The sequence below is a fragment of the Streptomyces sp. NPDC005402 genome, from assembly GCF_040606575.1.
Lineage (GTDB): Bacteria > Actinomycetota > Actinomycetes > Streptomycetales > Streptomycetaceae > Streptomyces.
Map to the genome: position 1 here is coordinate 308,280 of NZ_JBEXFB010000006.1, position 23,276 is coordinate 331,555.

General features: G+C 71.2%; 20 protein-coding genes and 2 tRNA genes. 18 read left to right on the plus strand and 4 right to left on the minus strand.

The window, feature by feature from the left end:
• Positions 1 to 39 precede the first annotated feature (39 nt).
• Positions 40 to 1,107: a hypothetical protein gene (locus ABZT02_RS14315; RefSeq protein ID WP_356017652.1), complete on the plus strand. Its 1,068-nt coding sequence runs from the start codon at positions 40 to 42 to the stop codon at positions 1,105 to 1,107.
• A gap of 45 nt (positions 1,108 to 1,152) precedes the next feature.
• On the opposite strand, the gene ABZT02_RS14320 is transcribed toward ABZT02_RS14315, so the two are convergent.
• On the minus strand, positions 1,153 to 2,253 hold the full coding sequence (locus ABZT02_RS14320) for a M48 family metallopeptidase (RefSeq protein ID WP_356017654.1): 1,101 nt from the start codon (positions 2,251 to 2,253) through the stop codon (positions 1,153 to 1,155).
• A 156-nt stretch (positions 2,254 to 2,409) separates the two neighbouring features.
• Between ABZT02_RS14320 and ABZT02_RS14325 the strand changes: the two genes are divergently transcribed.
• The 7 genes from ABZT02_RS14325 to ABZT02_RS14355 all read left to right on the plus strand — a co-directional run bounded on the left by ABZT02_RS14325 (position 2,410) and on the right by ABZT02_RS14355 (position 6,821).
• Positions 2,410 to 2,568 carry a hypothetical protein gene (locus ABZT02_RS14325; protein ID WP_356017656.1) on the plus strand — a complete coding sequence of 53 codons (159 nt, stop codon included), beginning with the start codon at positions 2,410 to 2,412 and terminating at the stop codon, positions 2,566 to 2,568.
• Positions 2,569 to 2,704: 136 nt separating this feature from the next.
• On the plus strand, positions 2,705 to 2,869 hold the full coding sequence (locus ABZT02_RS14330; protein WP_356017659.1) for a hypothetical protein: 165 nt from the start codon (positions 2,705 to 2,707) through the stop codon (positions 2,867 to 2,869).
• A 79-nt stretch (positions 2,870 to 2,948) separates the two neighbouring features.
• Positions 2,949 to 3,587: a nicotinate-nucleotide adenylyltransferase gene (nadD, locus tag ABZT02_RS14335; protein WP_356017661.1), complete on the plus strand. Its 639-nt coding sequence runs from the start codon at positions 2,949 to 2,951 to the stop codon at positions 3,585 to 3,587.
• A 16-nt stretch (positions 3,588 to 3,603) separates the two neighbouring features.
• The gene (locus tag ABZT02_RS14340) at positions 3,604 to 5,448 is read left to right on the plus strand and encodes a LytR C-terminal domain-containing protein (RefSeq protein WP_356017663.1); all 1,845 of its coding nucleotides are present in this window, start codon (positions 3,604 to 3,606) and stop codon (positions 5,446 to 5,448) included.
• A gap of 119 nt (positions 5,449 to 5,567) precedes the next feature.
• Complete coding sequence (gene rsfS, locus ABZT02_RS14345; protein WP_356017665.1) at positions 5,568 to 6,011, plus strand: ribosome silencing factor; 444 nt, start codon at positions 5,568 to 5,570, stop codon at positions 6,009 to 6,011.
• Positions 6,008 to 6,667: a histidine phosphatase family protein gene (locus ABZT02_RS14350; protein WP_356017667.1), complete on the plus strand. Its 660-nt coding sequence runs from the start codon at positions 6,008 to 6,010 to the stop codon at positions 6,665 to 6,667. Before rsfS ends, ABZT02_RS14350 begins: the two co-directional genes overlap by 4 nt.
• An 81-nt stretch (positions 6,668 to 6,748) precedes the next feature.
• Positions 6,749 to 6,821, plus strand: a tRNA-Ala gene (locus ABZT02_RS14355).
• Here the strand turns inward: ABZT02_RS14355 and ABZT02_RS14360 are convergent.
• Positions 6,803 to 7,663 carry a helix-turn-helix transcriptional regulator gene (locus tag ABZT02_RS14360; protein WP_356017668.1) on the minus strand — a complete coding sequence of 287 codons (861 nt, stop codon included), beginning with the start codon at positions 7,661 to 7,663 and terminating at the stop codon, positions 6,803 to 6,805. The two genes, ABZT02_RS14355 and ABZT02_RS14360, sit on opposite strands and share 19 nt — an antisense overlap.
• A 226-nt stretch (positions 7,664 to 7,889) precedes the next feature.
• Here ABZT02_RS14360 and ABZT02_RS14365 point away from each other — a divergent pair, with 226 nt between their 5' ends.
• The 4 genes from ABZT02_RS14365 to ABZT02_RS14380 all read left to right on the plus strand — a co-directional run bounded on the left by ABZT02_RS14365 (position 7,890) and on the right by ABZT02_RS14380 (position 9,909).
• Positions 7,890 to 9,257, plus strand: a complete 1,368-nt coding sequence (locus tag ABZT02_RS14365; protein ID WP_356017996.1) for an MFS transporter — start codon at positions 7,890 to 7,892, stop codon at positions 9,255 to 9,257.
• Positions 9,258 to 9,326: 69 nt separating this feature from the next.
• On the plus strand, positions 9,327 to 9,500 hold the full coding sequence (locus tag ABZT02_RS14370; protein ID WP_356017670.1) for a hypothetical protein: 174 nt from the start codon (positions 9,327 to 9,329) through the stop codon (positions 9,498 to 9,500).
• A 3-nt stretch (positions 9,501 to 9,503) separates the two neighbouring features.
• Entirely contained in the window at positions 9,504 to 9,737 is a 234-nt protein-coding gene (locus ABZT02_RS14375; protein WP_003976229.1) for a hypothetical protein, read from the plus strand.
• A gap of 99 nt (positions 9,738 to 9,836) precedes the next feature.
• Positions 9,837 to 9,909 (plus strand) — tRNA-Ala (locus ABZT02_RS14380).
• Positions 9,910 to 10,043: 134 nt separating this feature from the next.
• Here ABZT02_RS14380 and ABZT02_RS14385 read toward each other — a convergent pair.
• Positions 10,044 to 11,657 carry an NADH-ubiquinone oxidoreductase-F iron-sulfur binding region domain-containing protein gene (locus ABZT02_RS14385; protein ID WP_356017671.1) on the minus strand — a complete coding sequence of 538 codons (1,614 nt, stop codon included), beginning with the start codon at positions 11,655 to 11,657 and terminating at the stop codon, positions 10,044 to 10,046.
• Positions 11,654 to 12,982, minus strand: a complete 1,329-nt coding sequence (locus ABZT02_RS14390; protein WP_356017673.1) for a cytochrome b/b6 domain-containing protein — start codon at positions 12,980 to 12,982, stop codon at positions 11,654 to 11,656. The genes ABZT02_RS14385 and ABZT02_RS14390 overlap by 4 nt, the downstream gene beginning before the upstream one ends.
• Before the next feature lie 445 nt (positions 12,983 to 13,427).
• On the opposite strand from ABZT02_RS14390, the gene leuS reads away from it, so the two are divergent.
• The 6 genes from leuS (at position 13,428) to ABZT02_RS14420 (ending at position 23,259) form a co-directional block, all read left to right on the plus strand.
• Positions 13,428 to 16,304 carry a leucine--tRNA ligase gene (gene leuS, locus ABZT02_RS14395; RefSeq protein WP_356017675.1) on the plus strand — a complete coding sequence of 959 codons (2,877 nt, stop codon included), beginning with the start codon at positions 13,428 to 13,430 and terminating at the stop codon, positions 16,302 to 16,304.
• Between the two features lie 218 nt (positions 16,305 to 16,522).
• Positions 16,523 to 17,257, plus strand: a complete 735-nt coding sequence (locus ABZT02_RS14400; protein WP_356017677.1) for a hypothetical protein — start codon at positions 16,523 to 16,525, stop codon at positions 17,255 to 17,257.
• A 72-nt stretch (positions 17,258 to 17,329) separates the two neighbouring features.
• On the plus strand, positions 17,330 to 18,175 hold the full coding sequence (locus ABZT02_RS14405) for a DegV family protein (protein WP_356017679.1): 846 nt from the start codon (positions 17,330 to 17,332) through the stop codon (positions 18,173 to 18,175).
• A gap of 653 nt (positions 18,176 to 18,828) precedes the next feature.
• Entirely contained in the window at positions 18,829 to 19,698 is an 870-nt protein-coding gene (locus ABZT02_RS14410) for a ComEA family DNA-binding protein (RefSeq protein WP_356017998.1), read from the plus strand.
• A complete protein-coding gene (locus ABZT02_RS14415; protein WP_356017681.1) occupies positions 19,695 to 22,424 on the plus strand; it encodes a ComEC/Rec2 family competence protein in 2,730 nt (909 codons plus the stop codon). The genes ABZT02_RS14410 and ABZT02_RS14415 overlap by 4 nt, the downstream gene beginning before the upstream one ends.
• Entirely contained in the window at positions 22,405 to 23,259 is an 855-nt protein-coding gene (locus ABZT02_RS14420) for an arylamine N-acetyltransferase (protein WP_356017684.1), read from the plus strand. The genes ABZT02_RS14415 and ABZT02_RS14420 overlap by 20 nt, the downstream gene beginning before the upstream one ends.
• The last annotated feature ends 17 nt before the right edge of the window (positions 23,260 to 23,276 follow it).

The window sequence follows — 23,276 nt, forward strand, 5'->3', positions numbered from 1 at the left end:
GGGCGTTTACCTGAGCTTCCCGAGACCTACTCTGAAGATATGGGAGGTCCAGGAGACCCGCCTGAGGAGACACCCGAGGGCGCCCCCGTGGGTGGTGAGGACGAGTACCGATCCGTCGTCTTCGACGAGTCGTTCGTCCGCGCTGCCCGCCTCCAGGAGTACTCCGCGCAGGAGCGCATGTCCGACCACGCGCCCGCCGTACGCCGCCGTCCGCCGCTGCGCCGGGGACTGTCCCGGCAGGCGCTGATCCTGGTCCTGCTGATCGCCGTCGCCTTCGGCACCGCGATCTACATGGGCGTACGGCACCCCTACCAGACCTCCGCCATCCGGCAGCCCGTCGAGCCCCTGCGGATGACCGTCATCCCGCTGGCCCCCGAGGGCAGGGTCCCGGGTCACCCCGACGCCGAGTACCTGTACGCGCACAGCCCCGCCGCGCAGTACCGCGTCGGCGCCGAGGGCATCCCGCTGCCGGCCTCCCGCCGCACCGCGCACTTCTCCGACGGCCAGGTCGTGTCCGCGCTGAGCACAGCCAAGGACTACATCGTGCGGTCCTCGCTCGACCCGGACGTCCTCGTCGGCGGCCAGGTCCGTGCCGTGCGGGTGCTTCTCGACACGGACCAACTCGACCAGTTCGACCAGAGTTTCACCCACCCCGCGGCCGACGGGCGGCATGCGCCGACCGGCTGGCTGGTGCGCTTCGACCCCGCCCAGGCGCGGCTGGCCGACGGCAGGATCCGGGTGCAGGGCAGTCTCCAGGCCGCCGAGACCGACTCGTCGACGCTGGAGGTCACCGCGGACCACACGTTCGTGTACGCGCTGCGGTCGGCCGGCGCGGCCGCTTCCGAGGTGTCGCTGTTCACCGTCCGCCGTGAGCTGCACTTCCGGTTCGACCGGGACGACCTGCGGATGCACACGGCCCAGCTGATCGTGTCCTACGTCCAGGCCGGCCCGCTGTCCTGCGCGGAGGACTCCACGAACCGGCTGCACCCTCTGCTCGCCGGGCAGAACGCGAAGGCCGGCGGACCGGCGGGAACGGACCCCTACGCCACCGGTAGCGCTACGGCCCTGTGCGGGTCGTTGGCCACCAGCGCGCAGCCGAAGGTGTGACGGCGGAACCGCATCGCTACGGCCCCGCGCCCCTCGAGGATGCGTTCAGCCGCCCTCGCCGTCACGAGGCGTGTCCGTAGGCGGCTCGTCCTCCCGCGGTGCCGAGTTCGAAAAGCCGCCGAAGCCCCTGCGCACCCTGCCGCCCAGGTCGCCCGCCCCGCCCGCGATGTCGCTGACCAGCTTCATCAGGGGGTCCTTGGAGCTCTTGACGTTGGTCGCGTAGCTCGCCGCCGACTCACGGAAGGAGTCCGAGACCGAGGTGTCCTTGTCCTCCGTGCGGCGCGGGTAGTGGCCGTCCATGATCCGCTGGTGGTCGCGGGACTCGGCCCACTTCTTCAGCTCGGCCGCCCGCACGGTGGTGAAGGGGTGGGAACGCGGCAGGACGTTCAGGATCTTCAGCACGGAGTCGCGCAGGTCGCCGCCGGCCTCGTACTCCTCGGCCTGCTTGAGGAACGCGTCCACGTTCATCTCGTGCAGGTGGTGACCGCCGGCCAGCTTCATCAGGCCCCGCATCGAGGCCTTCAGGTCCTGGCCCACCAGGAGGCCCGCCCGGTCCGCCGACAGCTCCGACTTGCGGAACCACTCGCGCAGCGCCGTCACGATCGCCATGATCGCGAGGTTGCCCAGCGGGATCCACGCCACCCTGAGGGCGAGGCTGGTCAGGAACAGCAGGATGGTCCGGTAGACCGAGTGGCCGGAGAGGGCGTGGCCCACCTCGTGGCCGACGACCGCCCGCATCTCCTCCTCGTCGAGCAGGTCGACCAGACCCGTGGTGACGACGATGATCGGCTCGTCCAGGCCGATGCACATCGCGTTCGGCTGCGGGTCCTGGTTGACGTACATCGGCGGGACCTTCTCCAGGTCCAGGATGTAACACGCGTCCCGCAGCATGTCGTTGAGGTACGCGAACTGCTGGTCGGAGACGCGCACCGAGTCCGACAGGAACAGCAGCCTCAGGCTCCGCTCCGGGAGCAGGCCGCTGAGCGCCTTGAACACCGTGTCGAAACCGCTCAGCTTGCGCAGCGCCACCAGGGCGGAGCGGTCGGCGGGGTGTTCGTACGCACGTGAGGAGATTCCCGGGAAACGCCTGCGCTGCCTGCTCGGCACGTTCTCGTGTCCGTTGTTCTGATGGCCGTCGTCGGACATGTCTTCCCCCATGTGCGTCTTTGGCTGTGCCTCTTCGGCCCCGTCGGCCTCCGAGATCCTTTGCGGACCCTTGTGCGGCCCTTTGCGCCCCCCGAAGCAGACCCCAGCGTAGGCGGAGATAGCGTGGACGGGCAGTACAGCGAAGGAGTCCACGTCATGGAGCACACCCGGGCCGCCTGGCTCACCCAGGCCGCGAGCGCCGCCGAGCAGCAAGGGTCCGGGAACCTGCTCCGGGTCGTGCTGATCGTGATGTTGGTGGGCTGTGCGTTCACCGCGTGGTTCCTGCTGCGGGGGTACAAGCGGAAGGACGACTGAGGGAGAGCGAAGGTTCCCCGCGGTCCCCGAACGCCCCGCCGGCCCCCAACGGTGGAGTCGGCGTGATCCCCGCCCCGGTGCCCGCTTACCATGGGCCGACATCTTTATCCCGCCCACCGGATAGGTCCTGCCGAAGATGAGCTTCCACAGCACCGCTGCCCAGTTGGTCACCCTCGCCGCAGAGGGCGAGGAGCACGGCGGCAACCACGAGAGCCTCAACCCCCTGGTGACCGGTGGCGGCGCCTTCATCGTCCTGCTGCTCCTGCTGTGGATCACCACCCGTTTCAACCGCGACCGCTGAGGCACCGGGTGCCCAAAGTGGGGCACTCCGGGCCACCGCCGGCCGGGGTCCTCAGGCCTGGCCGGTAGGGTCTGCACGCATGGGAGAGCAGGACATGCCTACCGGCCCGGGCAACAGCCCGTCGAGCCCCGGCAAACGCCGCCTGGGCGTCATGGGTGGAACGTTCGACCCGATCCACCACGGGCACCTCGTGGCGGCCAGCGAGGTCGCCGCGCAGTTCCACCTGGACGAGGTGGTGTTCGTGCCGACGGGCCAGCCGTGGCAGAAGACCCACCGCACGGTTTCCCCGGCCGAGGACCGCTATCTGATGACGGTCATCGCGACCGCCGAGAACCCGCAGTTCTCGGTCAGCCGCATCGACATCGACCGCGGTGGCGCGACCTACACCACGGACACCCTGCGCGACCTCAAGGCCCTCAACCCCGACACCGACCTCTTCTTCATCACGGGCGCCGACGCCCTCGGCCAGATCCTCACCTGGCGGGACGCGGAAGAGCTGTTCGCCCTGGCACACTTCATCGGAGTCACCCGGCCCGGCCACACCCTGGCCGACCCGGGGCTCCCAGAGGGCGGCGTCTCGCTCGTCGAGGTCCCCGCCCTCGCCATCTCCTCCACCGACTGCCGGGCGAGAGTCGCCAAGGGCGACCCCGTCTGGTACCTGGTGCCCGACGGAGTCGTGCGTTATATCGACAAGCGCGAGCTGTACCGCGGCGAGTGAGCCGAGAGGGGCACCGGTGAACGACCGATACGACGCGGGCTACGGCGAGGACCAGGAGAACCAGTACGCGCTCGTCGGCTACGACGAGTACGGCCGGCCGGTGTACCAGCAGGTCCCGCCGCAACAGGCCCCGCAGCAGCAGTACGACCCGTTCGCCCAGCAGGGCTACGGCTACGACCCGTACGCCACGGGTGGCGGGCAGGCAGCGCCGTACGACACGGGCACCCAGAATCCCGTCCCGCCCTACGACCCCTACGGCGCCGGCGACACCGGTCAGCAGGCGCCCGTGCCGCCCTACGACCCCTACGCCGACGGGGCCCAGCAGGGCGGCGGTGCGGCGACCGCGTACGACCCCTACGGCCAAGCCGCCGCGAGCGGCCGGCAGCCCCGCGTCGCCGAGCAGACCGCCTACATCCCGCAGCAGGGCGGACCGGTCGGGGGGACGCAGACCGGTCCGGGGCACGCCGCGGGTTCTCAGGCCGGCCAGGGCTACCCTCCGGCGGTCGAGGACGATCGTGCCGGTGCCGGTCGTCCCGGTGCGGGCCATGCCGGTGCGGAGCCCGCCGACGGGGACGAACGGCAGTACCACACCGCGCAGTTCGCGTTCGTCGAGGACCCCGACGGTGACTCCGAGGACGTCATCGACTGGCTCAACTTCACCGAGAACCGCACCGAGCGCCGCGAGGAGGCCAAGCGCCGCGCCCGCAGCCGGCTCGTCGCCCTGGTCGTCGTCCTCGCCCTGGTCGCGGTGGGCGGCGTCGGCTACCTCTGGTACGCCGGGAAGCTCCCCGGTCTGTCGGACTCGGTGAGCAAGAAGGACACCACGATCGCGGCGAGCGCCCAGAACCGCGACGTGATCGTCGTCCATCTGCACAACACCACCAAGGGCGGCACCTCCACGGCGCTGCTCGTCGACAACACCACCACCAAGCAGGGCACCACCGTCCTGATCCCCAACTCCCTCAACCTGACGGCCGACGACGGCTCCACGACGACCCTCGCCAAGTCCGTCGACGACGACGGCTCCTCCGGGACCGTCGACTCCCTCGACACCGTCCTCGGCACCGACATCGAGGGCACCTGGCGCCTGGACACCCCGTATCTGCAGAACCTGGTCGACCTCGTCGGGAACATCGACGTCGACACCAACGCCGCCGTGCCCGACCCGGATGCCAGGAAGAAGGGCCAGGCACCCCTGGTGAGCAAGGGGAAGGGCCAGACCCTCAGCGGCAAGATGGCCGTCGCCTACGCCACCTACCGTGCCTCCGGCGAGGCCCAGAACGCCCAGCTGGAGCGGTTCGGCCAGGTCCTGCAGGGCGTACTGCGCAAGCTGTCCTCCGACCCGACGGCCGCGACCACCACCGTGCAGACGCTGGCCCAGATCCTCGACCCCTCACTGACCGACAAGGACCTCGGCACCTTCCTCGCCAAGCTCGCCGACCTCGCCAAGAGCGGCGACTACAAGACCGCCCTGCTGCCCGTCCAGCAGGACGGCACCCTGAGCGCGGCGGCCGGCGCGAGCGTGGTCAAGGACGTCCTGGGCGGCAAGGCGAAGAGCCCCGACAAGGACGCGGCCGTGAGTGTCTCGGTCCAGAACGCCACCGGTACCAAGGACAACACCGAGAAGGCCCGTGTCGTCCTCCTCAACGGCGGCTTCACCTTCATCGACGGCGGCACGCCCTCCTCGTCCCAGGCCACCTCCAAGGTCGTCTACGCCGACGCCGCCGACAAGGCGAACGCCACCGAGGTCGCCAAGACCCTGGGCCTGCCCACCAGTGCCGTGGGCAAGGGCACGATCTCCTCGAGCGCGAACGTCTCCGTGATCCTCGGCCAGGACTACAAGCCGGACTCCTCGTCCTAGGCCCGGCCCCGGTCTCGGGTCAGAAGCGGCACCCCGCGTGATCTCCACCATCACGTGGGGTGCCGTCGGCGGTCCGTGAGACCCTTGGTGTCAAGTGCCCGCCGACCGAAAGCCTTGTAGTGACCGCCACTGACCGTTCCCTCGAGCTCGTCCACACCGCCGCGCAGGCGGCCGCCGACAAGCTCGCCCACGATGTGATCGCCTACGACGTCAGCGACGTCCTCTCGATCACCGACGCCTTCCTGCTGGCGTCCGCGCCCAACGACCGCCAGGTCAAGTCCATCGTCGACGAGATCGAGGAGCGGCTCTCGAAGGAGCTCGGCGCCAAGCCGGTGCGCCGCGAGGGCGACCGCGAGGCCCGCTGGGTCCTGCTCGACTACGTGGACATCGTCGTCCACGTCCAGCACAGCGAGGAGCGGGTCTTCTACGCCCTGGAGCGGCTGTGGAAGGACTGCCCCGAGCTGGAGCTCCCGGCCGACGCCAAGGCGACCCGCGGCAAGGGGGAGGAGCACGCCAAGTTCCGGGCCCAGGAGGACGACGCCGAGTTCGGGGAGCCGCGGTGACCGCTCCCGCCGACCGCAAGGGCCGGGGCCGCCGCGTCATCCTGTGGCGGCACGGCCAGACCTCCTGGAACGTGGAGCGCCGCTTCCAAGGCACCACCGACGTCGAGCTCACCGAGACCGGGGTCGGCCAGGCCCGCCGCGCCGCCCGGCTGCTGGCCTCCCTCCAGCCCGACGCGATCATCGCCTCCGACCTCCAGCGGGCCGCGAACACAGCCGCCGAGCTCGCCGAGCTCACCGGCCTGGACGTGACCCACGACGAGGGCCTGCGCGAGACCTACGCGGGCGTCTGGCAGGGGCTGACGCACGAGGAGATCATCGCCCGGCACGGCGAGGAGTACGCCGCGTGGAAGCGCGGTGAGCCGGTCCGCCGCGGCGGCGGTGAACTGGAGAGCGAGGTGGCCGACCGCGCCGCCCCCGTCGTGCTCCGGCACGCCGACAAGCTCCCCGACGACGGCACGCTCGTCGTGGTCAGCCACGGCGGCACGATCCGCACCACCATCGGCCGGTTGCTCGGCCTGGAGGCCCGGCACTGGGAGAGCCTCGGCGGCCTCTCCAACTGCTGCTGGTCCGTCCTCGGGCAGGGCGCGCGCGGCTGGCGGCTCCTGGAACACAACGCCGGAACCCTCCCCGAGCCGGTGCTCGGCGACGACGACTGAGGGCGCGGGACCGGATTTCACTTTCCGGCAGGTCGCAGGCTAAAGTTCTTCTTGTTCGCCCGCCGAGCGGGAAGAACACAAGGGGCTATAGCTCAGTTGGTAGAGCGCCTGCATGGCATGCAGGAGGTCAGGAGTTCAATTCTCCTTAGCTCCACTCAATGAGGATCCCGTCTCCGTCAGGAGGCGGGATTTTTCGTGTGTCCCCGCGTCCGCGGGTGTGTAGACCACGATCCGGCACTCGGGCATCCCGTCGATCGACAGCGACTGCGAGGTCATCCGCAGCTCGCCGACGGCCCGGTGCCGGAACGTCTTCACCCGCGGGCCCGGTCGGACCACCTCGCCGCTCGCCCACAGCTCGGCGAAGTACGGGCTGGCCGCCGTCAGCGCGCGTATGAAGCGCTCCCAGGCCGGCTCGCCGACATGCCGGCCGTAGGAGGACCGCATCGTGGCCACCATCACCGGCAGCTCGCGCTCCCGGTAGAGCAACGGGCAGGCGTCCTCGGACACCGTGAACAGCGTCCACAGGGCGTTCGGCACCCCTATGTCGAGGATCTCCGGGGTCGTGATCAGGGCGCGGTAGCCGGAGTTGACGGCCAGGATGTCGTACCGCGAGTTGTAGACCACCGCCGGGAGCGGGGCGAGGGTGTCGATGATGCCCTGCACCTCCGGCCCCACCGACTCGGTCGGCTCCTGCGGGACCGGGTCGAAGGGCACCTCGGCCAGGCGGTACAGATGCTCCCGCTCCGGCTGGTCGAGCCGCAGGGTGCGGGCCACGGCGTCCAGGACCTGCGCGGACGCGTTGATCGGCCGGCCCTGCTCCAGCCACGTGTACCAGGTCACCCCGACGCCGGAGAGCTGGGCGACCTCCTCACGGCGCAGTCCCGGAGTGCGGCGCCTGAGGCCCGGCGGCATCCCCACGTCGGCCGGGGTCACCCGGGCCCGCCTGCTGCGCAGGAACGAGGCCAGCTCGGGCCGTCGTCGCTGTGTCGTCCTCATCGTCACGTCCCCCCTCGTCACGACCATCCTCGGTGCCGCACCCGGTGCTTGCCAGGTGCTGGCAGTACCAGCATCGGCAGGCTCTCGGCACCCGTACCGGAATGTCCTCAGGCTCGACGGCATGACGACAACGCCCCGGACGGGACCGGATCCCGCGTCCGTTTCCCCACCTGCCAGAAGTGAAGCACCCGCCACTGACAACGGGTCCCGGCCGCTGCTCGCGCTCGTGCTCGCCGCCCAGTTCATGGCGCTGCTCGACGTGTTCATCGTGAACGTCGCGGCCCCCACGATCGGCACCGAACTGCACGCCTCCGGCGCCCAACTCCAGCTGGTCGTCGCCGGATACGCCATCGCGTACTCGGTGCTGCTGATCACCGGCGCCCGGATCGGCGAACGGTTCGGGCACGGGCGGGTCCACCTCGCCGGGCTCGCCCTGTTCACGGCGGCCTCGCTCGCCTGCGGTCTCGCGCAGGGCGCCACCGAGCTGATCGTCTTCCGGCTGGTGCAGGGCGCCGGTTCGGCGGTGATGATCCCGCAGGTGCTCAGCCTGATCCAGCGCAACTTCACCGGCGAGGCCCGCACGAAGGCGCTCGGCGTGTACTCGGCGGTCCTCGCGGTGGGTGCCGCCGCCGGGCAGGTCGTCGGCGGAGTCCTGGTCAGCGCCGACCTGTTCGGCACGAGCTGGCGGCCGGTGTTCCTCGTGAACGTACCCGTGGGCCTCGTCCTCCTGGCCGTCGGCACTCGAGTCCTGGCGCCCGGGGACCGTCCGGCGCCCCGGGACCGGGCACGCGGCCTCGACCTGCCCGGCCTGGTGCTGCTCGGCGCGGCCGTCTCGCTGTGCACGGTGCCGCTCGTGCTCGGACAGGAGGAGGGCTGGCCCCTGTGGTCCTGGCTGTCCATGGCCACCGCCGCGATCCTGTTCGCCGTCTTCTGCGGCTACGAGTCCCGGCTGGCCGGGCGTGGCGGCGCCCCGCTGATCACACCGAGCGTGCTGCGCCATCCCGGCATGGGCCTCGCCGTCTTCCGGATCATGGCGGTCATGGCCGTCAACGGCGGCTTCCTCTTCGCGCTCACCCTGCACGTCCAGGGCGGCCTCGGCTACAGCGCGCTGCGGGCCGGGCTCTCCTTCGCGCCGACCGCGGTGATCTTCGGCATCGTCGGACTGACCTGGCGCCACTGGCCCGCGTCCTGGCAGCGGCTGCTCACGCCCGCCGGGTTCCTGATCACCGCCCTGGCCGCGCTGGGCGTGGGTCTGGCGCTGAAGGGCGGCGGCGAGGGCGGCGTCGCGCTGTACGCCGCGTACGCCGGGGTGGGCGTCGGGCTCGCCCTCGCGTTCAGTCCGACGCTCACCGCTGCCCTCGCCACGGTGCCGCCCCGGCACGCGGCGGACGCCAGCGGTCTGCTCGCCACCGTCACCCAGCTCGGTCAGCTGATCGGCGTCGCGGGCTTCGGCACACTGTTCTTGAACCGACTTGAGTCACTCGGCCCCTCTGAGGCGTATACCTCTGCGGAGGCGCTCTGGACATGCATGTTCGCGCTGGCCGGGACCGCCGCGGTGGGCGCCGTGTCCGGACTGGTACTCAGGCGTCGCTGACCGTATTGGTCCGGCCGTGGCAGAATCAAACGGCCGGAAGGGGGCGCGGCCCGACGGGAGGGAGTAGTGATGCCTGCGAGCATCCTCGTGGAGGTCGGCCACCTCCGCGAAGCGGCATCGTCAAGGGACACGACCGTGCGCCTCATCTGCCCTTCCTGCGGTTCCGTCCACGTCGCCCAAGTACTCGGCGACAACGGCGGAATCTCCTACGTGTGCACGGCCTGCGGCCACAGCTGGAGCTGATCGATGGGTGCACACAGGCGAAAATGCGACTGGTGCGGCAGCGGGACGCCGATCGTGCGGGACATGGAGCCGGTCAATCCCGACTACCAGTACTGGTGTGAGGAGTGCGCGCGGGCGCTGATCATAAAAGGCGACCCCATCGAGACGTACCGCGAACTGGAGGGCGAGCCGATCTACGGCCGTCTTCTCGAAGAACACTGCACGCTGAAGCGGTTCTACTCGTTCGTGACCGCTTGACGTCGTCCCTGCTGCCCGCAGGGAAACGATTTGGTGTTCCACCCGGTGGACCGTGTAATGTTGGCGTCGCCGCCAGGGAAACCGGGTGGACCGCAGCACGGGGCTATAGCTCAGTTGGTAGAGCACCTGCATGGCATGCAGGGGGTCAGGAGTTCAAATCTCCTTAGCTCCACAGAAAGATCCCGCCGGATCGTTGATCCGGCGGGATTGTTGCGTTTCCAGGGGGAGTTGTTCGCAAACGGGGAATTGTTCGCGTACGACGAAGGGGGCCGCCCGATCCCGGGCGGCCCCCTTCGTGACGTCGGCTCAGCGGCCCAGCGCACGCCTCCCGCGGCCCTGGGAGAGGACCGGCAGGTTGCGGGCGGGACCCTTGTCGCGCGCGGTCTCCTCCTCCAGGCGCAGGGCGAGCGCGGGGCAACGACGCACCGCGCGTAGAGCCTTCGCCTCGGCGTAGCGCGGTACCTGGGCCTGGGCGACGGTCGGGAAGCCGTCGGCGCCGAGTTCGAAGACCTCGGGGAGGATGTCGGCGCACAGGCCGTGGCCCCTGCAGAGCGTCCAGTCGACGTAGATCTTCTGACGGCTGGGGCCGGTCTCGTCGGCCTCGGCGCCGCCCGGGATGCCCGTGGGCGTCCTCCCGCCCTCGAAGAGCGGCAGAACGCCCTCCACGGGCCGTCCGCAGCCGTTGCCGAGGACATGGGCGGCCAGGTCGTCCGTGAACGCCTTGATGGTCGACTCCAGGAACATCGCGGAGCCGTCCGGGTGCGAGCACGCGCCGCGCCGCTTCACGTTCTTGGCGACCTGCTTGAGCGCCTCCAGGGCGGCCGGGCCACCGCCGTTGAGGATGTCCTCCAGGCCGCGCGCGGCGGCCGGCAGACCGAGGTAGCAGGGGCCGCACTGGCCCGCGCTCTCCTCGGCCAGCCACTGCGCCACGCGCAGCGACTCGCCCAGCGGGCAGGTCTCCTGAGTGATCGGCAGGATCGCGCCGGCGCCGAGCGCCCCGCCCACGGCGTCCAGAGAGTTACGGGAGACGATCGCCTCGTTGACCGTCGCCGCGTCGATCCACTTGCCGTGGTAACCGCCGGTCAGCACGCCCTGCGGGACCGGCGGGGCGCCGGCCAACTGCAGGACGTAGCGCAGCGGTACGCCGGTGGGCACCTCGATCACCATGGGGCGCGCGACGGCGCCGGAGACCGTGAGCAGGACGGTGCCCGGCTCGTCGTACAGACCGGTGTTGCCGTAGCGCTCCGGACCGATGCGCGCGGCGATCGCCAGCTGCGCGAAGGTCTCGGCGTTGGACAGGAGGGTGGGCGCGCCGCCGACGCCGGTCTGCGAGGCGCTGACCTTGCGGCCGGGCGGGATGGCGGGGCCGCCGTCGATGGAACGGATCAGGGAGGCCGCCGCTCCGGTGACCATACGGACGGGATTGCGCTGCACGCGTGCGCGTAGAGCCGATCTGCGGCCGTTGCTGAGGCCGCGCTCGGCGAGGGCGGCCTCCATGGAGCGCTGGGTGGACTCCCGGGTGACCCCTATCACGAGCGTGCGGGCACCCAGGGCTTCGGCGGCCAGGAGGGCGCCGTCCAGGATGAGGTGCGGGGCACGGTTGATGAGCACCGTGTCCTTGCGGCAGGCGGGTTCGTCCTCGCTGCCGTTGACGACGACGACCGGCCGGACACCGCGCTTGATCGCCGCTTCGGCGACCGAGCGCAGCTTCTTGTGGAAGGGGAAGCCGGCTCCGCCGCGCCCCTTCAGGTTGATGGCTTCGGACAGCTTCGCGAGCTGTTCGCCGCCCATGGGTTCGAGCGGCCCGTGCACCTTCAGGTGCATGGGCAGGTCAAGTCGTTCGACAAGGTCGAAGCCCGACGTGAGCTGGGGAAGACCGACGACGCGGACTTCTGGTACGTCGGGCAGGGCCTCGTTCACCTATAGCCTCCGGAAGGCGTGTTCCAAGGTTCGCCCGATCCCGGTGAGTCGAAGTCGTACGACTGACCGGGCGTTGGATCAGTGGCGGGACCGCTGTTGTACGTGTCGTTCGGGTTGTACGTGCCGTACATGGTGTTCGACTCACCGGTGTCGCGTACATCACCCGTGAGATAGCTGGCGGTGCCCGAATTACTGTCATAGGTCGGGATGTTGTACCCCGTGTCCTGGAGCGGGTCGTAGGCGGAGGGGGGCGCCTCGCCGACCGGCGGCGGGGACGGGATCGGCCAGCTGCCCGAGGTGCTGCCGCTGTCCATGCTCGCGATGGGGTCGGTGGCGGCCTGCATGTCCATCGGCATGTCCATGCGCGCGGTCTGGCCGGTGTCGAAGGACTGCTGTGCGCCCGGTGACATGGCGCGGTAGGCGGCGGCGAACCCGCTGCCCGCGGGTTCCGCGGCCGGGGGTGCCTGGTAGGCGGGTATGGAGCCGGTCTGGGTCAGGCCCTCGTAGCCGGGCAGGGCGGACTCCGAGCGTCGGCCGGCGGACTCGGGTGCCCGGCGGCCCTGGCGGCCCGGGGCGGCACTCTCCGCGGCCCTCCTGGCCCGGCTGGCCGCCAACTCCTCGCGACCCGGACGCTCCTCGGCACCGAGCAGCATGGCGACCCGGTCGGTGACCTTGCGCTTGAAGGGGCGCGGTGCCGCGCGCAGGGCCAGGGCCGCTATGACGCCGAGCACGCAGAGCGCGTACATGTACGTGAAGATCGGCGCCTTCACCGCGCGCCCCGCGTACAGGCCGTGGATCAGTCCGGCGCACCAGGCCGGGTAGGCCAGCATGTGCATCGCCCTCCAGCGGGCCGCGACCGGGGCCGGGGAGGCGAACCGGTTGCGCAGAGCGCCGGTGATGCCGACGAAGATCATGAGCTGGCCGGCCAGAGTGCCGAGACCTATGAGGCCTCCGCTGCTGCTGAAGCCGAGCCCGAACGGGATGAACGCGGCGATCCACGTCGTGTGGTCGAGGGTGAGTTTGATTCCGATGTGCAGCAGAAGGAACGCGATCGAGCCCACCGCGGTGATCCGGTGCACACCCTGGGCGACGATCCGTTGCCGGGTGTTGAGAATCAACCGGTCCTGCGCGACCAACCCCCAGATCACGGAACAGGTGAGGAGGACAAGCGTCACCACGCCCGCCCCGAAGTTGAGGAAGTCCTGAAGCCAGACACCTCCGTACACCACGACCAGAGGGATGGCCAGCAAGAAGACGGCCGTCGCCACCCCATAGGCCGACCGGCCGGTCCTGGGGAGCGTGTTGTTGCTACTGCGAGCGTTCATGGGGGCAACTCCGAGCGGTTCGGGAAGGCGGTCCCGCTGCCGCACTCTAAGTGGCGCCATACCGATGGGTACGGCGTTTGAGTTATTGCGTTGTTATCAAACGGCCGTGGGGCTGTTGTGATGCCCCTTAGTAGCTGTTACGCGAAGTAATCATTGACCTGGGTTCAGTTCCTGTCGGATCGGACGGTGCGCTCGACTGCGGCGGCGAGTGCGGCACCCGGTGCCAAAGAGGCATACGTAAGCTCGTCGCGGCTTGCTCAACGGCTGCGGTACTCTGACGCCATGCGTGCCGTACGCCTTCTGCTTAGCGAGCCGCGCTGATCAGTCCCGACCACCGGTGAAGACGTGGTCGGAATCGGCGCGGCGTCCCCTCCTGTGCGAGGGGATTTTTCGTTTCCGGACGACACAGCCGCTGGCAGAGACGATCGATGGAGCTTTGAGGACCATGAGCGAGACGAACCCCGCTGCCCCCGCCGAGGTGGCCGCGCCGCACCGCTACACGGCCGCCGTCGCGGCCGAGATCGAGGCACGCTGGCAGGACTTCTGGGACGCCGAGGGCACCTACGCCGCGCCGAACCCCAAGGGTGACCTGGCGGGCGACCCTGCGCTGGTCGCCAAGCCCAAGAAGTTCATCATGGACATGTTCCCCTACCCCTCCGGTGCGGGCCTGCACGTCGGCCACCCGCTGGGCTACATCGCCACCGACGTCTTCGCCCGCTTCCAGCGGATGACCGGCCACAACGTCCTGCACACCCTGGGCTTCGACGCCTTCGGCCTGCCCGCCGAGCAGCACGCCGTGCAGACCGGCGAGCACCCGCGGATCACCACCGAGGCCGCGATCAACAACATGAAGTCCCAGCTGCGCCGGCTGGGCCTGGGCCACGACAAGCGCCGGTCGTTCGCCACGATCGACCCGGACTACTACAAGTGGACCCAGTGGATCTTCCTGCAGATCTTCAACTCCTGGTACGACGACAAGGCGAAGAAGGCCCGCCCGATCTCCGAGCTGGTCGCCGCGTTCGAGTCCGGTGAGCGCGCGGTTCCCGGCGGCCGCTCCTGGGCCGCCCTGTCCGCCGCCGAGCGGGCCGACGTCCTGGGCGAGTACCGCCTGGCGTACGCCTCCGACGCGCCGGTCAACTGGTGCCCGGGCCTGGGCACCGTGCTGGCCAACGAGGAGGTCACCGCCGACGGCCGCTCCGAGCGCGGCAACTTCCCGGTCTTCAAGGCCAAGCTGCGCCAGTGGAACATGCGCATCACCGCCTACGCGGACCGCCTGCTGGACGACCTGAACGAGCTGGACTGGCCCGAGGCCATCAAGCTGCAGCAGCGCAACTGGATCGGCCGCTCCGAGGGCGCCCGCGTCGACTTCCCCGTCGACGGCGAGGCGATCACGGTCTTCACCACCCGACAGGACACGCTGTTCGGCGCGACCTACATGGTGCTGGCCCCCGAACACCCGCTGGTCGACAAGTTCACCCCGGCCGCCTGGCCCGAGGGCACGCACGACGTGTGGACCGGCGGCCACGCCACTCCGGCCGAGGCCGTCGCCGCCTACCGCGCGCAGGCCGCCTCCAAGTCGGACGTCGAGCGCCAGGCCGAGGCCAAGGACAAGACCGGCGTCTTCACCGGCGCGTTCGCCACCAACCCGGTCAACGGCGAGCAGATCCCCGTCTTCATCGCCGACTACGTCCTGATGGGCTACGGCACCGGCGCGATCATGGCCGTACCGGCCCACGACACGCGTGACTTCGCCTTCGCGCGCGCTTTCGAGCTGCCGATCCGCTGCGTGGTCGAGCCGAGCGACGACCGGGGCACGGACGCCTCGACGTGGGACGACGCCTTCGTCTCGTACGACGCGAAGATCGTGAACTCGCACGGCGAGGACGTCTCCCTGGACGGCCTGGGCGTCGCCGAGGCCAAGGCGCGCATCACCGAGTGGCTGGCGCGCAAGGGCATTGGGGAGGGCACCGTCAACTTCCGGCTGCGCGACTGGCTGTTCAGCCGCCAGCGCTACTGGGGCGAGCCCTTCCCGATCGTCTACGACGAGGACGGCATCGCCCACTCGCTGCCCGAGTCGATGCTGCCGCTGGAGCTGCCCGAGGTAGAGGACTACTCGCCGCGCACCTTCGACCCGGACGACGCGGACACCTCCCCGGAGACCCCGCTGTCCCGCAACGAGGACTGGGTCAACGTCACCCTGGACCTGGGCGACGGCCGCGGCCCCCGCCCGTACCGCCGCGAGACCAACACCATGCCCAACTGGGCCGGTTCCTGCTGGTACGAACTGCGCTACCTGGACCCGCACAACAGCGAGCAGCTGGTCGACCCCGAGATCGAGCAGTACTGGATGGGCCCGCGCGCGGGACAGCCGCACGGCGGTGTCGACCTGTACGTCGGCGGCGCCGAGCACGCCGTGCTGCACCTGCTGTACGCCCGCTTCTGGTCCAAGGTCCTGTTCGACCTGGGGCACATCTCGTCGCCCGAGCCGTTCCACAAGCTGTTCAACCAGGGCATGATCCAGGCCTTCGTCTACCGCGACAGCCGAGGCTTCCCGGTGCCGGCCACCGAGATCGAGGAGCGCGACGGCCAGTTCTTCCACGCGGGCGAGCCCGTCAAGCGTGAGCTGGGCAAGATGGGCAAGTCCCTGAAGAACGCCGTCACCCCCGAGGCGATCTGCGAGGAGTACGGCGCCGACACCCTGCGCCTGTACGAGATGGCGATGGGCCCGCTGGACGTCTCCCGGCCGTGGGACACGCGCGCGGTGGTCGGCCAGTACCGGCTGCTGCAGCGGCTGTGGCGCAACATCGTCGACGAGGCCACCGGAGAGGTGACCGTCGTCGACGCCGAGCCCGACGAGGCCACGCTGCGTGCCCTGCACAAGGCGATCGACGGGGTCCGCCAGGACCTGGAGGGCCTGCGCTTCAACACGGCCATCGCCAAGGTCACGGAGCTGAACAACCACCTGACCAAGGCGGGCGGCGCGGTCGCGCGCCCGGTCGCCGAGGCGCTGGTGCTGCTGATCACTCCGCTGGCCCCGCACATCGCCGAGGAGCTGTGGCGCAAGCTGGGCCACACCGACTCGGTCGTCCACCAGGACTTCCCGGTCGCCGACCCGCAGTACGTCGTGGACGAGACCGTGACCTGCGTGGTCCAGATCAAGGGCAAGGTCAAGGCTCGCCTGGAGGTGTCGCCGGCCATCTCCGACGACGAGCTGGAGAAGGTCGCGCTGGCCGACGAGAAGGTCGTGGCGGCGCTGGACGGGGCGGGCATCCGCAAGGTGATCGTGCGGGCGCCGAAGCTGGTGAACATCGTTCCGGCGTAGCTGCCCGTCCGGCGTGATGCGCCGGTTCGGTGTGATCCGCCGGGTCCGGTGTGATGCGCCGGTTCGGTGTGACCCGCCGGTCCGGTGTGATCCGCCGGGCAGTCCCCTAAGGGTTGCGTGCGGGCAGGTTCGGGGTTCTTCCGGAACTCCGTGCCTGCCCGCTGCGTTTACCTTTGAAGAGCGGCGCGGGCAGTGCCGTGCCGGGCGGAGGAGGAGACGTGGAAGCAGTGATCGCGATCGTGGCCCTGCTTTTCGTGCTCTTCGTGGCGCTCGGCGCCTACGCCACGGTGAAGGTGGTCGGCGCCGCCAAGCGCGGAGTGGACCGCACCATCACCCAGGCCCGCCGCACGGTCGAGGACCACACTCTGCGCGCCAAGTCCTTCGCCCAGCTCGGCCCGGCGGGCGAACTGGCCCAGCTGCGGCTCAAGCTGCGCACCTCGATGCGGGCCACCCAGGACGCGCTGCACGCGGGCGTGACCGAGGACGCATCCCTCAAGGAGTCCCTCGGCCTCTTCCAGCGTCTCAGCGCACACGGCCACGAGCTGGACGGCGAGCTGAGGCGCCTGGAGTCCGAGCCCGACCGGGCGACGCTCGCCGAGCGCCTGCCGGGCCTGCGGGAGCGCACCGAGCGCATCACACAGTCGGCGGACTCCCTGCGCTGGGCGGCACGCGACCGTGCCCGCCGCTTCGCCGACGACGACCTGGACACACTGAGCGCCCAGATCGACGTCGAGTCAGGCGCCCTGCGGCACTGGACGAAGACCGAGCCCGCCGCGACACCGCCCCCGTGGCCCGAGGCTCCCGCCGCCGGCGCCAGTCCCGAGCAGCAGACCTGGCCGGAGACGCCCCGCTCCCGCACCGCCGAGGAACCGACGCGGCCCGCGATCAACTCGCCGGGCCCTCGCCCCACCTATCCCTGGCAGAAGAAACCCCGTCCCGAGAGCACGACTTGATCCGGACACGGCAGCCTCGGGTGACAGGGGCCGGGCTGCCAGCCGGGCGCTACGGCAGGTAACCTCCAGCTCATGTCCCGCCATGTCGCGATCGTCACGGATTCAACGGCCTACCTGCCGCAGAGGACGATGGAGCGGCACGGCATCACAGCGGTACCCCTGACCGTGGTCCTCGGTGACCGCGCGCTGGAAGAGGGCACCGAGATCACGGCCCGGTCGCTGGCCCAGGCGCTCCAGAAGCGACGCCCCGTCACCACCTCGCGACCCAGCCCCGGGACCTTCGCGGAGCACTACCGCAAGGTCGCCGAGTCCGGCGCCACCGGCATCGTGTCGCTGCATCTGTCCGCCGAGCTCTCCGGCACCTACGACGCGGCGGTCATGGCGGCGCGTGAGTCGCCGGTGCCGGTGCGAGTGGTCGACACCGGCATGATCGCGATGGCCCTCGGGTTCTGCGCGCTCGCCGCCGCCGAGGCCGCGGAGACGGGCGGCACGGTGGACGAGGCGGTCACGGCCGCGGAGAAGCGGGCCGCGGGCACGTCCGCCTACTTCTACGTCGACACCCTCGACTATCTGCGCCGCGGCGGCCGGATCGGGGCGGCGCAGGCCCTCCTCGGTTCCGCGCTCGCCGTCAAGCCGCTGCTGAAGCTCGTGGACGGGCGGATCGAGCCCCTGGAGAAGGTGCGGACGGCGTCCAAGGCCATCGCCCGACTGGAGGAGATCGCCGCGGAGCGGGCCGGCAGCGCACCGGTCGACATCGCGGTCCATCATCTGTCCGCCTCCGACCGGGCGTCGGCCCTGGCGGACCGTCTGCGGGCGCGGGTGACGGGACTTGCCGACCTGCATGTGAGCGAGGTCGGGGCGGTGATCGGGGCGCACACGGGACCTGGGCTGCTGGGGGTCGTGGTCTCGCCTCGGTGACGGGGTTGTGAGGTGGGCGATGGATGCGTGAGGCCATCGACGGGGATTTGAGGTCGTCGACGGGGCGTGTCGTCGTGGGGAAGGGTTCGTCACTCGTCCGGGTGGCGGGGTTTTCCACAACCGGTGGGTAATCCCCGGGAATTGACCAAGATCATCGCGAGAGTGCGGATGTGTCCGATCCTCGGCGCATGGCACTTCGATCAAGCTCACGCACAGCGACGGCGACCAGCGGGCCGGGCCGCGGCCCCCAATCCGACGGACGCTCACGGCGCCGCCGACCACCCGTCACCCGGAGCCGGGTCGGGCATCGGCATGCCGCCTCGGCGGACGAACTCCAGCGGCGGGCGGAGGTCCTCTTCGCCGAACGGATGGGAGAGCGCAGGGACTCGGGGAAGGGGCCGCCGTCGGGCGGGCCGGGTGGCGTGGACGACGAGGTGGCGGAGGTCGGTCCGGAGCGCCTGGAGACCGGCGGTGCGGTTGATGCCGTCGAGGGCGGTTCCGCCGCCGATGCGGTCGGATTCGTGGAGAGGGCAGAACCACCGTCCCGCAGGCGGATCCCGGCAGAACCACCGTCCCACTGGGCCCCCTCCGCAGAGCCACCGTCCCGCCGGCCTTCTTGGGCAGCACCCGCCCCCCAACGCGCCGCGAGTGCCCTGCGGGATCCCGCTTCTTCGGACGGGGAGGGACAGGACGCTGGTCCTCGGGATGGGGGTTGGCGAGAAGCCGACAGCGGGCGTGACGCCTGGCAAGACGCCGATTCCGTTTCAGAGGGCGGGGGAGGGAGCCGGCGAGAACGGGCCGGGTTGGCTCTGCGGGAGCGGATGCCGGTGTGGTTGCAGACGCGGTGCGGGCTGGAGCGGCGGAACGTGGTCGCGCTCTCCGTCCTGCTCGTCGTCGCCGCGCTGTTCGCCCTGCAGCACTTCTGGACGGGCCGGACTCAGTCCGTCCAGGCGCCCGAAGTGGTGCGCGCGGCGGCTCCGTTCGAGGAGAGCGACGCGGAGAGCGGGCAGACCGGCGCGGGTGGACGACGAGGGGCGGGCAAGCCGGCCGTCCCGGGCGGGGCGCCGAACACGGCGGGGCCGGTCGGGGCCGAGATCGTCGTGGACGTCAGTGGAAAGGTCCGTGAGCCCGGGATCCAGCGGCTGCCAGCCGGTTCGAGGGTCGCCGACGCGTTGAAGGCGGCCGGTGGCGTGCGACCGGGCACGAACACCGACACGCTCAACCGCGCGCGGTTCCTCGTGGACGGCGAGCAGGTGGTCGTCGGCGGCCCGGCCGCACCCGTGCCGGGCATGGGCGGCCCCGTCGCGGGCGGTCCGGCCGGTACGGCAGTGGCTCCCGTCTCCCTGAACACGGCCACCGTGGACCAGCTCGACACCCTGCCCGGCGTCGGCCCCGTGCTCGCCCAGCACATCGTCGACTACCGCACCCAGCACGGCGGCTTCCGCTCGGTGAACGAACTGCGCGAGGTCAACGGCATCGGAGACCGCCGCTTCGCCGATCTGCGGAATCTCGTACGGCCATGAGGTACGGCTCGGAGGCGCGGCGAAGGCATGAGGACGAGGCGCGTGCACGGGCCACTGTGCACGCCGCCTCAGGGAAGCGGCTCGGTGATGCCCACCCGCGCCAGGAAGGGCCTACGGATCTGCGGCTGGTACCGGCGGCGCTCGCGGCCTGGGGCACGGCCGTTGTGACCCTGGACGCGTCGGCGGCGTGGGTGACGGGGCTGGCGGCCGGCTGTCTGGTCCTCGCCTGCGTGCTGTTGTCAGGACGGTGGCGCGGAGTGCGGGGCCTCGGCGGAGGCGCCCGGGTGCCGGTCGCCGCTGTGCTGCTCTGTGTCGCGGCGGCCGCCGTGTCCGCCGGGCTGCACGGAGCCGATCTGCGGCGGGGACCGGTGCCCGCGCTGGCCCGGCAGTACGCCACAGTGACCGCCGAGGTCCAGGTGACCTCCGACCCCCGGCTGACCCGGCCCAGGATCACGGGGGACCATGCGGCCCCACCCGCCGTCGTCATCGGCGCCGACGTCCGGCGGGTGGAGACAGAGGACGGGAGAGTGGTGGCGACGCGGGCGCCGGTGCTGCTGATCGTCGACGCACGGGCGGGGGCCGACGCGCGTGCAGGGGCCGGGGACGCGCGTGCGGGGGCCGGCCCGGGGGCACAGGCGGGGGTCGCCGGTCTCCCTGGGAGCGGTGGGGCGACGTCCGGCTCGACGCCCGCTGTGGAAGGTCCCGCTCGCTCGCCCTGGCTCGGGTTGTTGCCGTCCACGCGAGTGCGGGTCACCGCGCGCGCCGCGCCACCGTCGATCGAGGGCGACCGAGTCGCGGCCGTGCTGCGGGTCCGGGACCGGAGAGAACCCGAGATCGTGGGGGAGGCCTCGGGGACACAGCGGTTCGCGGGGCGGTTGCGGGCAGGGTTGCGGGAAGCCACCGACGGGTTGCCGACGGATGCCCGGGCGCTGTTGCCGGGGCTGGTCGTGGGGGACACCGCGCGGATCACACCCGACCTGGACGAGGCGTTCAAGGAGACCGACCTCGCGCACACGCTCGCCGTCTCCGGCAGCAACCTCACGATCCTGCTCGCCCTGCTCATCGGGCCGCCGGGCCTCGCTCAGCTGGTCGAGCGACGGGGACTGGCACCCCGCCTCGGGGTGTCGCTGCGGGCGACCGCGCTGCTCGGCGGCGGGCTCACGCTCGGATTCGTCGTGGTGTGCCGCCCCGACCCGAGCGTGCTGCGGGCCGCGGCCTGCGGGGCCGTCGCACTGCTCGCCCTCGCGACCGGGCGCCGCAGATCACTGATCCCGGCACTGGCGACGGCCGTACTGCTGCTGGTGCTGTACGACCCCTGGCTGGCCCGCAGTTACGGGTTCCTGCTCTCCGTGCTGGCCACCGGGGCCCTGCTCACGCTCGCGCCGCGCTGGAGCCTGGCGTTGCGCCGACGCCGGGTGCCGCCGCGGTTGGCGGAGGCGTTGGCCGCCGCGGGCGCCGCGCAGGCCCTGTGCGCGCCGGTGGTCGCCGTGCTGTCGGCGCGGGTGAGCCTGGTGGCGGTGCCGTGCAATCTGCTCGTGGAGTTCGCGGTCGCCCCGGCCACGGTGCTGGGCTTCGCGGCACTGGCGACGGCACCCGTGGCGATGCCGGTGGCCAAGGCGCTGGCCTGGTGCGCGAGTTGGCCCGCCGGGTGGATCGCCGACGTCGCCCGCACCGGGGCGTCGCTGCCGGGCGGGGGAGTGGACTGGCCGGGCAGCTGGACGGGGGCGGGGTTGCTCGCTCTCGTCACGGGGCTCCTGCTGCTCGTCGGGCGGCGGCTGCTGAGACATCCCTGGTGGTGTGCCGTCTGCGCGATGGTCTTCGTGCTGGCGGTCGTGCAGCCGCCACCGCTGACCCGGGTGATCACGGGCTGGCCGCCGCCGGGCTGGCGGCTGGCGATGTGCGACGTGGGCCAGGGCGACGCGATGGTGCTGGCGGCGGGTGAGGCGACGGGCGTGGTCGTGGACGCCGGACCCGATCCGGCACTCGTCGACGGGTGTCTGCGCACACTCGGCATCACCAAGGTGCCGCTCGTGGTGCTGACCCACTTCCACGCCGACCATGTGGCGGGGCTGGCCGGGGTGCTGCGGGGGCGGTCGGTGGGGGCGATCGAGACGACGGCGCTGGAGGAGCCGGTGGACCAGGCCGAGTCCGTACGGCGGGAGGCGGCGGCACGGCGCATTCCGGTGACGCGTGCCGTGGCCGGGGAGGAACGGCGCACGGGGGCATTGACCTGGGAGGTGCTGTGGCCGCCGGCGGATCCGGCGGCGGTCGCGGCGGACGGGCCCAACGACGCCAGCGTCACGATGCTCGTACGGTCGGCCGGACTGCGCTTCCTCCTGCTCGGGGACCTCGAACCCCCGGCCCAGCAGGCGCTGTTGAGATCACCTGCGGGTGCGCGGCTGGCCGGGGTGGACGTCCTCAAGGTGGCTCACCATGGTTCGGCCTATCAGGACCCGGAGCTGATACGCCGGGTCACGCCGCGGCTCGCGCTCATCTCCGTCGGCGCCGACAACTCGTACGGCCACCCGGCTCCCGGTACGGTCGCCGCGCTGCGGGCCGGGGGCGCGGTGGTGCTGCGGACGGACCGGGACGGGGCGCTGGCGGTCGCCGGGACGGGGGGCGGAAGCGATGGTGGTGCCGCGGGCGGTCGTAGCGGTGGTGGTGGCGCGGGCGGTGGGGAGCTGTGGGTGGCGCGAGACTGGAGGCATGAATCCCACACAGGTTGACGCATATCTCCGCCGCCTGGGAGTCCAGCACCCGGCGTGGCCCACCGTGGAGGTCCTGCGCGAGCTGCATCTGCGCCATCTGCAGACCGTGCCCTTCGAGAACCTGTCGGTCCACCTCGGCGAGGAGATCGTGCTGGAGGAGGAGCGGCTGGTCGAGAAGGTGGTGGGTGCCCGGAGGGGAGGGTTCTGTTACGAACTGAACGGGGCGTTCGGGGCGTTGCTGACCGCACTCGGCTTCGAGGTCACGCTGCTCGCGGGCCGTGTGTACGGGGACGAGGGGCGGCTCGGAATCCCCTACGACCATCTCGCGCTGCGGGTGCGGACGGTGGACGGGGGCGAGTGGCTGGCCGACGTCGGGTTCGGGGCGCACAGCCACTACCCGCTGGCGTTCGGGGCGCGCGGTGAGCAGGAGGATCCCGGGGGCACCTTCCGGATCATCGAGGCGGGGCCCGACGCGGCGGGGGTGCGGGGCGGGGACGGCGCGGTGAAGCAGGGAGGGGGTGACGCCGCGGATCTGGATGTCGTCCTGGGCGGCAGGAGTCAGTACCGGCTGGAGGTGCGGCCCCGGGTGCTCGGTGACTTCGCGGCCGGGGCCTGGTGGCACAGCACCTCGCCGGCCTCGCACTTCACCCGGTCCCTGGTGTGTTCGAGGGTGACGGAGGACGGCGGGCGGATCACGCTCAGCGGGCGGGTCTTCAAGGCGACGGCTGCCGACGGGGCGCGGGAGGAACGGGAGTTGGAGACGGATGAGGAGGTGCTGGGGGTGTACCGGAAGAGGTTCGGTATCGAGCTCGAACAGGTGCCGACTGTGTGCCCTCCCTACCGTCACGGCTGATTCGTACCGGTTTCCGA

Coding starts and splice junctions, on each gene's coding strand:
- ABZT02_RS14315 (WP_356017652.1), top strand. CDS start 40: ATGGGAGGTCCAGGAGACCCGCCTGAGGAGACACCCGAGGGCGCCCCC.
- ABZT02_RS14320 (WP_356017654.1), bottom strand. CDS start 2,253: ATGTCCGACGACGGCCATCAGAACAACGGACACGAGAACGTGCCGAGC.
- ABZT02_RS14325 (WP_356017656.1), top strand. CDS start 2,410: ATGGAGCACACCCGGGCCGCCTGGCTCACCCAGGCCGCGAGCGCCGCC.
- ABZT02_RS14330 (WP_356017659.1), top strand. CDS start 2,705: ATGAGCTTCCACAGCACCGCTGCCCAGTTGGTCACCCTCGCCGCAGAG.
- nadD (WP_356017661.1), top strand. CDS start 2,949: ATGGGAGAGCAGGACATGCCTACCGGCCCGGGCAACAGCCCGTCGAGC.
- ABZT02_RS14360 (WP_356017668.1), bottom strand. CDS start 7,663: ATGAGGACGACACAGCGACGACGGCCCGAGCTGGCCTCGTTCCTGCGC.
- ABZT02_RS14370 (WP_356017670.1), top strand. CDS start 9,327: ATGCCTGCGAGCATCCTCGTGGAGGTCGGCCACCTCCGCGAAGCGGCA.
- ABZT02_RS14375 (WP_003976229.1), top strand. CDS start 9,504: ATGGGTGCACACAGGCGAAAATGCGACTGGTGCGGCAGCGGGACGCCG.
- ABZT02_RS14390 (WP_356017673.1), bottom strand. CDS start 12,982: ATGAACGCTCGCAGTAGCAACAACACGCTCCCCAGGACCGGCCGGTCG.
- leuS (WP_356017675.1), top strand. CDS start 13,428: ATGAGCGAGACGAACCCCGCTGCCCCCGCCGAGGTGGCCGCGCCGCAC.
- ABZT02_RS14405 (WP_356017679.1), top strand. CDS start 17,330: ATGTCCCGCCATGTCGCGATCGTCACGGATTCAACGGCCTACCTGCCG.
- ABZT02_RS14415 (WP_356017681.1), top strand. CDS start 19,695: ATGAGGTACGGCTCGGAGGCGCGGCGAAGGCATGAGGACGAGGCGCGT.
- ABZT02_RS14420 (WP_356017684.1), top strand. CDS start 22,405: ATGAATCCCACACAGGTTGACGCATATCTCCGCCGCCTGGGAGTCCAG.